Genomic DNA, 11,451 nt, shown 5'->3' with positions numbered 1-11,451 from the left:
GGCCTGACTGGAGCCAACGTCACATGCCCGGAGCCCGCTGCCCGGCAATTTCCACCACATTCGCGACACGACCATGGATCGCGTCAGACTCAAGTCCGCGGTGAAGAAAAAAACCTTTTCCGGGCGGCGCGGATTTCTCTGCAATCTCTCCAGCCATCTGTGCGGACGACATCCGCATCACGCCGTCCCGCACTTGTGGCCAGACGAACTTGCCGCCTTCCAGCCGCTTGTGAACCAGCACCATCCTAGTCTGATCCCAAGCCAGCAGCTTGATCCGGTCAGCGCGCTTAGCCCGGAACACAAAGACCGCCCCGCAGAACGGATCCAACCCAAACATCTCCTGGACTGCCAGGGCCAAACCGTCGATGCCCTTTCGGAAGTCGACCGGCCGCGTCGCTACGAAGACCTTCACTGGCCCGCCTTGACCCAGCATCATGACATTGCCGCCCGAGCCGCGCGGATTGCCCGCGTCAAGTGGACTTCATCTGCACCGGCACTGGCGCGGATCACGACATCGCCGACCACGATTTCCACCTCCGAGAGAACGCGGGGCGGCGGCACAGTCGCAATATCGCTCTCAACCATCAGCTCCGCGAACATCGGCAGGGATGCGAGGCTCTCCGGCACCATCAGCTGCCCACTCCGCAACTTGTTGCGCCAATTGTAAATCTGCCAACGTGTCGTGCCGTGTTTGCGAGCGATGTCGGCCACCCGCATCCCTGGAATCAGGCTTTCTGCCGCGATCCGCGCTCGTTCCGCTTCTGTTCGCTGCCGCCGACCACTCGGTCCCTCGATCATCTCCAGCCGGGAAACCGAACCATTGCAGGAGCCGTCCAAATGGACGCCCACTTCTTTGCCTCTTGCCAAATCCCAAGCCCCTAAACCGACACACACGCCGACAATGGCCGGTTCAGCTTAGCAATGGCAGGAGGGGGTCGGCGTCGCGCTTACAATAGTTCCTAGTCTGTCGCCCTCGGTTTAGCGAGCTGGGTTACGAGAGGCAGCGATGCGGGACGGAGCGGACGTTCGCTGCAAGTGCTAAATTTTTGCTTTTAGCTACTGTGACACACCAATGGCGAGAGAGAGCGGACGTTCCCAAGCGAGGCTGCCATGTCTCTGGGAACAAGACTTACTATGCATCATGCGGCTCATGCCATTCATTAACGAGCATTTCCCGAAAGCGAAGTGCTGACGGCGAAAGGCGCGCGCCCCGTCGTTCGACAATACCAATAGAGCGTGTGACAACCGGGTCGACAAGCCTGACGGTTGCGATCAGCGGATGCTCTCGTTGCGGGGTGGCCAGTTGGGGAAGCACGGAAACACCCAAACCAGCCTCAACCAGACCCAACGACGTGGAAAGATGGTTTACTTCGTAGAACCAGTTCAGGTCGAGTTGCTGGTCTGCCATCGCCAAGGCGCGATCCAGAACGGCCCTGTTACCGGACTTGTTCGATACGCCGATCAGCGGATGTCCCTGCAAAGCGGACCACGGCAGTGAAGACGTTGCCGCAAGGGGATGATCGCGTCGACAGGCGAGGACAAATGGATCCTCCATCAAGGGGGTGAACTTCAGATCGTCCCGCAAAGCACCAATGATGTTGATGCCAAACTCCACTTCCCCATTTGCAACAGCATCCAGCCCTTCGTTCGCCGACAAGTCCATGATCCTGAACCGGATGCCAGGATAGCGCGTGTTGAAGGCCTCAATCACGCGAGGCAAAAAATAGAACGCTGCCGTTGGCAGGGAAGCCAGCGTCACCTGGGCGCGATGCCGGCCACCAAGGTCGGAAATCGACAAGATCGACTCTTCGAACTCGTCAACCAGGCGCCTGACCAGAGGCATCAGCTCCCGCCCGATCTGAGTCGGTGCGACGCGCCGCGTCGTGCGTTCGATAAGCTGCGCGCCCACTGCTTCCTCGAACGCCTTGATCCGTCGCGAGAGCGCGGGCGTGGACAGGTTCAGGTGCTTCGCTGCTTCGTTGAAGGAGGAAAACTCCAGCACAGCCAGGAAAGCACGAAGATCCAGGAATTCGAAATTGTTCCTCATTGCGCAACAATAGTGAAATTCTTTGCAATTCACAACACAGTCCATTTGGCGCATTTCGGTTCTCGGAGGCGGCAGAGCTTGCCGCAAAGGAGAATCATGGTGGACGATCAGATCCGCATTCCTTGCGTCATGATGCGCGGCGGCACCTCGAAAGGGCCCTTTTTCTTGCGGAGCGATCTGCCCAACGATCCTGAACTTCGCGATGCGCTGCTGATCGAGATCATGGGGTCGGGCCATCCGTTGCAGATCGACGGCATCGGCGGCGGCAACTCGCTTAGCTCCAAGGTCGCGATCGTCGGGCCGTCCTCGCGCGAAGGTGCCGATGTCGATTACCTGTTTGCCCAAGTCAATGTTCTGGAACGCATCGTAGATACCGGGCCAAACTGTGGCAACATGCTGTCCGCCGTGGGCGCCTTCGCCATCGAACAAGGGCTGGTTGCAGCGCAAAGGGGCGAAACGCGCGTCAAGGTTCATAACGTCAACACCGGCAAGATCATCGAGGCGCGGATCCAGACACCCGAGGGTGAGTTGCGGTATCAAGGCGACGCGGCCATTGATGGCGTTCCGGGAACGGCCGCCCCCGTTTACCTGGCCTTTCTGGAAGCGATCGGCGCGAAGACCGGACAGATGCTGCCTTCAGGAACGCCTCAGGAAATCATCAACGGCATTCCCGTATCGCTGATTGATGGGGCCACGCCTGTTGTGATCGCGCGGGCGGAAACTTTCGGCCTTACCGGTTCGGAAAGCGCACTTGAGCTTGATGGGAATGCCGCTTTCATGGCTCAACTTGAGGACGTGCGGATCGAAGCCGGGCAGCGTATGGGTCTTGGCGATGTTCGTGCGTCGGTCCTGCCGAAGCCCGTGCTCATCGGCGCGCCCCTCAACGGCGGCAGCCTTTCCGTGCGCTACTTCACACCGCATGCCTGCCATACGTCTTTGGCCACGACCGGCGCGGTTTCCGTGGCGATCGCGGCCACCCTGCCCGACAGCATCGTCGGCGCCGCGCTCCCCGAGTTGCGGTTTCCGGCCGACCTGACATTTGAACATCCGACCGGCCGCATGGACGTTCGGGTGGAACTCGATGAGGCGGCGGGTGGCCAACCTGTCGTCTTCGTGACCCGCACCTGCCGCCGCCTTTTCGAGGGCGCGGCCCTGGTCCGGCGCAGGAACTGACCATTCCGCCGCGTCGAGGAGGCGTCTGCGGACTACTTTACCCAAGGGAGGAATACCACATGTTCACATTTACTCGCCGGTTCGTGCTTGGCGTCACTGCGGCAACCCTGACACTGTCGGCGCTGCCGGCTGTGGCACAGGATTACCCGTCCAAGCCGGTCACCCTTGTCGTGTCCTACGCCGCAGGTGGCGGCACAGATGCCATCGCCCGTGTCTTTGCTTCCCGCCTTGAAAAGGCTCTGGGTGGCCGCGTGATCGTTGAGAACCGCCCCGGCGCGGCAGCCAACATCGGCACCGAGGTCGTCGCCAAGGCTGACCCGGACGGCTATACCCTGCTGATCGGCAACCAGGGTCCGATGGTCGTGAACCCGCATATCTTCAATCTGCGCCATGACCCGGCCGAGGCGCTCGACCCGATTGCCATGATTGCCGATGCCCAGCTCGTTGTCGTGGTCGGGCCGCGCCTGCCGGTCAAGTCGATGGCGGAGTTTCTGGAGAAGGCCAAATCCCAGCAGTTGGTCTATGGCTCTGCCGGCAATGCTTCGGCCAGCCATGTGGCGACGCTGCTGATGGGCCAGACGGCAGGGATTGATCTCAAGCATGTTCCCTACAAGGGAGCGGGCCCTGCTGTGAATGACCTGGTCGGTGGACATGTCGATTTCATGGTGACGACCGTTCCCTCGGTGATCGGCCTGATCCAGGACGGCACGCTGACCGCACTTGCCGTGACCGGCAAGGAACGCTTTGCCGCTCTGCCGGACGTGCCCACCGTGGCTGAATCCGGACTGCCGGAATACAGCGCTTCGGCCTGGTATGGATTGCTGGGTCCGAAGGGCCTGCCCGAGGACGTTCGTGCCAAGCTGGCCGAAGGCACGGCCGAGGCGCTGGCCGATCCGGCCTTTGTCGAAAGCCTCCAGAAAGACGGCGGCGTTCCGTCGAACCTGGTTGGCCAGGGCTTCGCCGACTTCATGGCTGCCGAGCGCACACGCTGGGGCGAGGTGGTCAAGGCCGCCGACATCAAGGTGGAATGAGCCATGAGCCACGAGGTTCCAGAGGAGGTGATCACGGTCGATGTCCCTGGTCATCCGCCAAGCTCACCTGTCCCGCCATCCGATCCTTGGCTTGGCCGCGAAAGGCTGGCCGGCCTCAGCCTCGTGGTGTTCGGCCTTTTGGCGCTGTGGGCCGGGTCCGACCTGCCGTTCATGACAGAGGGTGGTGTCGGGTCAGGTCTGCTGCCGCGGGCCCTGGCGATCATCATCACGCTGCTGGGCGTGGTGCAGATTGTCGTGACCTGGAAGGAGGTGCCGGAGTCGACCGGCACCTGGCCCCTCCGCGACATGCTGCCGGTGCTGATTGGTGTGTTCCTGTTCGCCTTCACGATCCGGGGCTATGACTTCGGAGCCTTTTCCGTGCCGGTGCTGGGCATGTCGGTCGCCACACCATTGGCGATCATTTTTGCCGGCGCGGCCGCCAAGGATGTGCGGTTCGGCGAACTGCTGATCTTCGCGGCGGTCCTGACGGTGATTTGCATCGGCTTGTTCCGCTTCGCGCTTGGGCTTTCCCTGCCTGTCGCGCCCTGGCTGATCGGATACTGACATGATCGAAACGATTGAACATCTGGGTCTTGGCCTGTCGGTCGCCTTTACCCTGCAGAACGTCTTCTTCTGCTTTCTCGGCTGCCTGATCGGCACACTGGTGGGCGTCCTCCCAGGCGTCGGACCGGTGGCGACGATCTCGATCCTGTTGCCGGTGACGCTGTCGCTGGACCCCACGGGGGCGCTGATCATGTTGGCCGGCATCTACTATGGTGCCCAGTATGGCGGCTCTACCACGGCGATCCTGGTCAATATTCCCGGCGAGGCCACCGCGGTCGTCACGGCCATCGACGGCCATGAAATGGCCAAGAAGGGTCAGGCAGGGTTGGCCCTTGGCCTTGCCGCCATCGGCTCCTTCATCGCCGGCACCTTTGCCACGATCGTCATCGCGGCCCTGGCGACCCCGATGACCAAGCTGGGCCTGCTGTTCGGTCCGGCCGAATATTTCTCGCTCATGATCATGGGCCTGGTGCTGGCGGTCGTGCTGGCTCATGGCTCGCTGGTCAAGGCACTGGCTATGATCGTTGCGGGTGTTCTCCTCTCCTGCGTCGGCGCCGACATGGAGACGGGCCGTGAGCGGATGACCTTTGGTCTGCCCATGCTGATCGATGGCATCGAGTTCGTCGTGCTGGCCATGGGGATCTTCGGCTTCGGCGAGATCTTCAAGAACCTTGCCGATCCGGAAAAGCGCGACGTCATGCGCGGCAAGATCGGCCGCCTCCTGCCGACCTTCGGTGAATTGCGTCAGAACCTGGGGGCGATCCTGCGGGGCACCGGGCTTGGTTCGATCCTGGGCGTGCTGCCGGGTAACGGGGCCATCCTGGCACCCTTCGCCAGCTATGCACTCGAAAAGCGCATCTCGGACAGGCCGCAGGACTTTGGCAAGGGTGTGCCGCAGGCCGTCGCAGGACCTGAATCTGCCAATAACGCCGGTGCGCAGACGTCCTTCATTCCGCTGCTGACGCTGGGACTTCCTCCCAATGCGGTCATGGCGCTGATGGTCGGCGCCATGATGATCCAGGGCATCGTTCCGGGGCCGCAAGTCATCGAGAACAGCCCGGATCTGTTCTGGGGTCTGGTCGCATCGATGTGGATCGGCAACCTGATGCTGGTCGTCATCAACCTGCCGCTGATCGGTGTCTGGGTGAAGCTGCTGAAGGTGCCCTACCGTCTGCTCTTCCCGGCGATCGTGGCCTTCTGCTGCATCGGCCTTTTCTCGATATCGAATGATCCGGCGCAGGTGATGATGGCAGGCGTGCTGGGGCTTCTGGGCTTTGCGCTCTACAAGCTGCAGTTCGAGGCGGCACCGCTGGCGCTTGGCTTCGTGCTGGGACGCCTGCTGGAAGAAAAGCTGCGTCAGGCTCTGATCATCTCGGACGGCAGCATGACCACCTTCCTGACTTCGCCCTTGTCGCTGGGCCTTCTGCTGGTTGGTGCCGTGGCGTTGATCATCGCCGTGCTGCCCTCGATCAGGAGATCACGCGACGAGATCTTCGTTGAAGACTGATCCTTGAAACGCGGCCCGGGGGCCGCGTTTCTTCTTTTCGCTTTCCCCAACATTCCAAAACCACAGGAGGAACCTCGATGGAGGTGACCGGAATGCTCACGGGTGCGCGGCTGCTGGCCCATGTCGGCTTTCCCGCGACCGAAGTGCTTGGACCCGACGCGTCCGAGGACCAGATCCAGGCCATGATTGATCATCATGGTTTGCTGTTCATCAAGCCGGTCTTTCGCGGCGGCGTCGGCAAGAAGGGCAAGGCGGGGCTGATCGGCAAGGCGCGCGACCTGCGCACGGCACTGGCAGAAAAGGAGCGGCTGTATTTTGCGGAGCATCGCCACGGCAATGCCACCGCCAAGGCCAATGGCGTCACCTTCGAGGCGGGCGTTCCCGCCGAACACGAGATCTACTTCTCGATTACCGACGACACCCGCTACCGCGCGCCCACCATGACCATCACCCACCGGGGCGGCGTCGATATCGAGGAACTGGACAAGACCGAGATCGCATCGGTGCCCTTCGATGCTTTGACCGGGCTGAAGGCCTTCGTTGTTGCCAACGCATTGACTGACATCGGCGCTCCGAAGGAAGTCATCTCGCCGCTTGTTCAGCACCTGCCGAAGCTGTGGGAGCTGATGCACCACTACGGCATGACCACGCTGGAGCTGAACCCGATCCGAATGCGGCCGGGCAAGGACGGCCGCCTGACGCCCGTCGCCTGCGACTTCAAGTGTGGCTTTGACCGCGATGATCCGCGCGTCGGTCGCCTGGGCCTGCCGCAGCAACTTTTTGCCGCCGATGTTTCGACCTTCGAGCAAGAGGTGAACCAACTGCGGACTCATCAGGGTCAGTCGGATGTGTTCGTCATTAACGAGGCGGGCACGATCCTGGCACCGACCTTCGGTGGCGGCGCCAACAGCCTGGTCACCGAGGTGCTGGGGGAGGCGGCGATCATCTCCTCCGATTTTGGCGGCAACCCGCCCTACGAGAAGATGAAGTCCGTGGCCGCAATCTGCTACCGCCATTTCCTGGCGCAGACGAACGTCCTCTTCATCATCGGCGGCAAGTCGAACAACACCGACATCCTGGAAACCTTCCGGGGCATTGGCGATGCGCTGCGGGAGCATTTCGCCAAGCACGGGCCGGCGCCGCTTTACGTCGTTGTCGGGCGCGGTGGCCCGAACCTTGTGCGCGGCATGGGCAACCTGGCCGATACGCTGGACAGCCTGGGCGTGCCCTATCGCTTCTTCGGCTTCGACAGCGCGATCTCCGAGGTCGTGAACTTTGCCAAGCGCATCGATGATTGGATGCGGGCCGACGGGCGCGATGAGATCGCCCGCTCCATGAAGATCGCGGCCTGAGGGAGAGCGCCATGCACCATCAAGCAATTACCGGCCTGCCTTATTTCCTCGGTTTGGACCGGCTCGACACCATTGCCTCGCCCGAGGATCGGGTCTGCGTCCTGAACATCCTGGGCGGCGAAAGCCGCACCGTAACCCCGGTCAGCCATGCGTTTTCCGGCGGCAACGTGGTCTTCGGCACCTCGCCCGGCCGCTCGGGCCAGGTGCTGAAGACGCCTGCAGGCGACATCCCGGTGTTCAACACCGTCCTGGAGGGGCTCCGAGCCGGTCACAGGTTCAACACGGGCGTGGTCTACCTGCCGCCCTCGGGCGTGCGGGACGGGGTGGCCGAACTGATCCGCGTGAACCCTGACCTGCGCAAGATCGTCATTATCACCGAAAAGATCGCCGTGCATGATGCGCGCGAGATCCGGGCGATGGCGCAGGCCAAAGGCATCGACATCATCGGCGGCAATTGCCTCGGTGTCGCTGACAGTTGGAACCGGGTCCGCATCGGTGGTGCGCTTGGAGGCGACTATCCCGAGGAGTCCTTGGTCAAGGGTTCGGTCGCGATCTTCTCCAACTCCGGTGGCTTCACCACAACCATTGCGCAGTATCTCACCACGGCAGGCTGGGGCACGACCACGCTGATCTCGTCGGGCAAGGACGTCTATATCCAGTATGCGGCGCGCGACTTTGCCCTTGCCTTTGCCAAGGACGACCGCAGCAAGGCGGGTGTGCTGTATGTCGAGCCAGGTGGCTACTACGAGAAGGACATCGACTGGCAAAAGCCGGTCGTGGCCTGCGTCGTCGGCCGCTGGAAAGCCAAGCTGACCCGTGCCGTGGGGCACGCGGGTGCGATGGCGGGCTCGGGCGATAGCGCCGAGGACAAGGAACGCTGGTTCACGGAAGCCTTCGACCTCAAAGGCATCTACACCCCAGAGACTCCGCATGTGTCCGCAAAGGGTGCCCTGGTCACCAATATCGCCGATATTCCTGCCGCGCTTTCGGCCGTGATGGCGCTGAATGGCATCCAGCCGGATTTCGAGCCCCGCGGTTCGCTGTCGCTGAAGCCTTGGCTCGCGAACGACCAAGGCTTGCAACTGCCTGCCGATCTTGCGCAACCAACGGTTACCGCGCCCGCGCCCTATGACGCCCAAATCGCCGCACTGTCTGACCAGATTGGCGCAGTCATTGCGCGGCAGACGATGAAGGACACCTCGGGTGCGTCGGTGATGGACCCGAAGACGCAGGTGACCAGCGTGCATGGTCATCGTGTTCTGGAACTGGCTTTACAACCTTTGGATGCCATGTTCGCGCTGCCTCTGGTGCATGAGATCGCCGATGCGCATGACCGCGCCATGCTGGACGTGGCCGTCGCGGCCGAGGTCAATCTGGTCGGCGATCCGATCCTGCTTGCCGCCGATGCAGCGCGCGAGGCGGGAAACTCGCCCAATACAGTGATGTCGGTCGCGGCGGCTATCACCGGCCCGCGCCGAGTCGAGCGTGCGCTGACCTGCGCCCGCACCCTGATCGCGCTCTTCGCCCGCTCGGGTTTGCGCGACGGACGGGATGAGAGCTTCGACCTCTCGAAGATCACGATCGACGAGGAGACGAAGGCCCTGTTCCTGGCCACACCCGAGGAGGCGGACGATCCCCGCCCAGAGGCGATGCTGGCTGCCATCGAGGCACGCGGCGGCAAATCGGTGTTCCTGCGCTTTTTGCTAGGCTTCGGCCAAAGGCTGTCAAGGGACGCGATCCTTGCCGCCATTACCACGACCATCGCCTGGGGTCCGCTGGTGCGCAAGCGCATCAGCCGCCTGACCGCCGAAACGCTGCCGTGGTATATGCGGCTTTACGGCGTCATGGTGGGCGCGGCCATTCCGGGCAAGCACCATCAGTCCGGCAGTCTCTGGGGCATCCCGCGCGAGGAGCGCTTTTCCCACTGGACGATGGCCGACATCTGCTGTCTGGCCATGACGGGCAAGAAGCCCGACCCGACAGAGGCGCTCTACGTGCAGGTCCTCATCGGATTGCTGATCTCGAATGGGCCAGGAGCGATCTCGGCACAGGGGGCCAAGGGTGCCGTGTCGGCCGATGGTCCGCAGACGCCCGAGCGCGTCCAGATCAACAAGGCCATGGTGGGCTTTCTGACCCATTCGGGCTACAGCCACGGTGGCAACGGCTTCGAGGGCATGGCCTTCCTGCTGGACCAGTTCCGCGGCAAGGGCTTGAAGGACCCAACCGATCCGAACCATGGGCTGGACCTGACGGCCATGGCGCGCGACTTCGCGCTGGCCTACAAGCAGGAAAAGGCCCGTGCCAAGGAACTGGGGCAAGAGGTCCGTGCCCTGCCCGGCGTGCACCACCCGGTGTTCAAGGGCAAGCCCGAGAACTTCGACCCGCGTGAACGCTTCATTGCGCAATTCATGGAGGAACGGGGCGAGTATAACATCTTCCACCACTTCTATCGCGAGCTTGTCCGGCAGTTGTATGAAGTAGGTGCCAGCCGCTATGTCCTCTGCGTCAACGTTGATGCCATTATCGCGGCTCTGCTGCTTGCCGTTCTGTGGAAGGACTATCAGGCCGGAAAGATGACGGACGCAAATCTGGAAACGGCGGCCTTCACCATCTTCCTGTTCGGGCGGATGATCGGCGCGGCGGCAGAGATCGACGATCACCTGAACCGTGGCAGGAACATGGATACCCGCACCCCGGCCTCAGCCTGCAAGCACGTTGTGTGAGTATCCGAAGGGCAACGCAAGGCAGCCCGTTCAAGTAACTGCCGCATCTTCGTGATCGTGGCGGTTGCTTGGGCTCTCTCGTAAGTCGCCCGGTGCCCTCTACTCGGCAGCAGAACATACGGGCTTGCACCAGACGCAGTGTTCTTAAGCGAACCTCGCCAATATGTCTGCCCGATCAATCTGTCGAGATGAGAAGCGGCCGCTTTCAGGAAGCCGGAGCAGGACAGGAAAAGACTCGACTGCTCCCTTTGTCAGTCGGAGACTTCTCCTGACCGCCAGCCACGGCTCCGGATGCGAGATGATCTTCAAACGATAGGAACACTGTCCGATCGCGGCTTGGGGAATGGGTGGCTTTCGATCAGTCCCGCCACCGAGAGGTGACTCAAGAAAGGGAAAGCCGATGTTCTGGCCGCAATTCGGGGAACCCAGACAAACCTACGGTGGCTGAGACGCGGACGTGCTCTCCAGACCATCTCCTCAAATTAGCGTCCGAAGATAGATCGCAACGTCGTCCGCGACCGGGCGGTCAGCTTCGGATCGGTCTGGCCTGATGCATCACGAATTTCTTCAAGCCACGCCTTTTCATTGGCGGTGGTCAGAGGTCCGAAGACCTCAAGCAACGCAACGGAGGCCGTCTTTCCTACCGCCTGTTCCAGAGCAAGCTGCATCAAGTAGGCGGGATCAACCTCCAAGGCACGGGCCAGGCTCGGCACGCGGTCAAGCGGCACCTTCGATGCTCCGGTTTTGAACATCGAGATCAGGTTCGAATTCACGAATCCCGCCTCGTGGGCGATTTCTCTCTGGCTCTTCCGGTGAGCGAGAAGTTCGGTCTGGCGGCGAATGAACACGGCGGCCGGGCTGTCTGCATAAGGGTTAGGCATGATTGTCTCTCTTATTGCTGATAAGACGAATCTAGCTGGCCATGATCATCAGTGCGCTTGGGAGTAGCTGTCTGCATCAAGGGAAAGAGTCGAAGTCCTAGCACTACTTTGGCAGATTATTGCTGATCCGATAGTCTCTGACTTCAAGGTCGACGTTTTGAGTGATTCATAGG

General features: G+C 61.8%; 10 protein-coding genes. 6 read left to right on the top strand and 4 right to left on the bottom strand.

All coding sequences use genetic code 11. The annotated features are described in order from the left end of the window. Positions 1-19: 19 nt before the first annotated feature. The 3 genes from tnpB to OU682_RS22220 all read right to left on the bottom strand — a co-directional run bounded on the left by tnpB (position 20) and on the right by OU682_RS22220 (position 2,047). Complete coding sequence (gene tnpB / locus OU682_RS22230; protein WP_268944386.1) at positions 20-412, bottom strand: IS66 family insertion sequence element accessory protein TnpB; 393 nt, start codon at positions 410-412, stop codon at positions 20-22. Positions 413-432: 20 nt separating this feature from the next. Continuing rightward, the gene (locus OU682_RS22225) at positions 433-849 is read right to left on the bottom strand and encodes a transposase (protein WP_268944385.1); all 417 of its coding nucleotides are present in this window, start codon (positions 847-849) and stop codon (positions 433-435) included. A 283-nt stretch (positions 850-1,132) separates the two neighbouring features. Beyond that, entirely contained in the window at positions 1,133-2,047 is a 915-nt protein-coding gene (locus tag OU682_RS22220; RefSeq protein ID WP_268944384.1) for a LysR family transcriptional regulator, read from the bottom strand. A 96-nt stretch (positions 2,048-2,143) separates the two neighbouring features. Between OU682_RS22220 and OU682_RS22215 the strand changes: the two genes are divergently transcribed. From OU682_RS22215 to OU682_RS22190, 6 genes are all read left to right on the top strand, one after another. Beyond that, the gene (locus OU682_RS22215) at positions 2,144-3,220 is read left to right on the top strand and encodes a 4-oxalomesaconate tautomerase (RefSeq protein ID WP_268944383.1); all 1,077 of its coding nucleotides are present in this window, start codon (positions 2,144-2,146) and stop codon (positions 3,218-3,220) included. A 59-nt stretch (positions 3,221-3,279) separates the two neighbouring features. Beyond that, the gene (locus OU682_RS22210) at positions 3,280-4,251 is read left to right on the top strand and encodes a Bug family tripartite tricarboxylate transporter substrate binding protein (RefSeq protein ID WP_268944382.1); all 972 of its coding nucleotides are present in this window, start codon (positions 3,280-3,282) and stop codon (positions 4,249-4,251) included. Positions 4,252-4,254: 3 nt separating this feature from the next. Next, a complete protein-coding gene (locus tag OU682_RS22205) occupies positions 4,255-4,815 on the top strand; it encodes a tripartite tricarboxylate transporter TctB family protein (RefSeq protein WP_268944381.1) in 561 nt (186 codons plus the stop codon). Position 4,816: 1 nt separating this feature from the next. Further along, the gene (locus OU682_RS22200) at positions 4,817-6,322 is read left to right on the top strand and encodes a tripartite tricarboxylate transporter permease (RefSeq protein WP_268944380.1); all 1,506 of its coding nucleotides are present in this window, start codon (positions 4,817-4,819) and stop codon (positions 6,320-6,322) included. A 77-nt stretch (positions 6,323-6,399) separates the two neighbouring features. Continuing rightward, positions 6,400-7,674 carry an ATP-grasp domain-containing protein gene (locus OU682_RS22195; protein ID WP_268944379.1) on the top strand — a complete coding sequence of 425 codons (1,275 nt, stop codon included), beginning with the start codon at positions 6,400-6,402 and terminating at the stop codon, positions 7,672-7,674. Positions 7,675-7,685: 11 nt separating this feature from the next. Then, the gene (locus OU682_RS22190; RefSeq protein WP_268944378.1) at positions 7,686-10,397 is read left to right on the top strand and encodes a hypothetical protein; all 2,712 of its coding nucleotides are present in this window, start codon (positions 7,686-7,688) and stop codon (positions 10,395-10,397) included. A gap of 482 nt (positions 10,398-10,879) precedes the next feature. On the opposite strand, the gene OU682_RS22185 is transcribed toward OU682_RS22190, so the two are convergent. Further along, the gene (locus OU682_RS22185) at positions 10,880-11,278 is read right to left on the bottom strand and encodes a helix-turn-helix domain-containing protein (RefSeq protein WP_268944377.1); all 399 of its coding nucleotides are present in this window, start codon (positions 11,276-11,278) and stop codon (positions 10,880-10,882) included. Between the last annotated feature and the right edge of the window lie 173 nt (positions 11,279-11,451).

Origin of the sequence: Paracoccus benzoatiresistens, assembly GCF_026913015.1 — a bacterium.
Taxonomy (GTDB): Bacteria; Pseudomonadota; Alphaproteobacteria; order Rhodobacterales; family Rhodobacteraceae; genus Paracoccus; species Paracoccus benzoatiresistens.
The sequence above is the reverse complement of the archived record's forward strand: the minus strand, read 5'-3'. Positions and strand labels throughout refer to the sequence as shown.

Excerpts from the sequence above, each read along its gene's own strand:
- OU682_RS22220 (WP_268944384.1), bottom strand. The coding sequence starts at position 2,047 with ATGAGGAACAATTTCGAATTCCTGGATCTTCGTGCTTTCCTGGCTGTG.
- OU682_RS22200 (WP_268944380.1), top strand. The coding sequence starts at position 4,817 with ATGATCGAAACGATTGAACATCTGGGTCTTGGCCTGTCGGTCGCCTTT.
- OU682_RS22205 (WP_268944381.1), top strand. The coding sequence starts at position 4,255 with ATGAGCCACGAGGTTCCAGAGGAGGTGATCACGGTCGATGTCCCTGGT.
- OU682_RS22190 (WP_268944378.1), top strand. The coding sequence starts at position 7,686 with ATGCACCATCAAGCAATTACCGGCCTGCCTTATTTCCTCGGTTTGGAC.
- OU682_RS22215 (WP_268944383.1), top strand. The coding sequence starts at position 2,144 with ATGGTGGACGATCAGATCCGCATTCCTTGCGTCATGATGCGCGGCGGC.
- OU682_RS22185 (WP_268944377.1), bottom strand. The coding sequence starts at position 11,278 with ATGCCTAACCCTTATGCAGACAGCCCGGCCGCCGTGTTCATTCGCCGC.
- OU682_RS22195 (WP_268944379.1), top strand. The coding sequence starts at position 6,400 with ATGGAGGTGACCGGAATGCTCACGGGTGCGCGGCTGCTGGCCCATGTC.
- OU682_RS22210 (WP_268944382.1), top strand. The coding sequence starts at position 3,280 with ATGTTCACATTTACTCGCCGGTTCGTGCTTGGCGTCACTGCGGCAACC.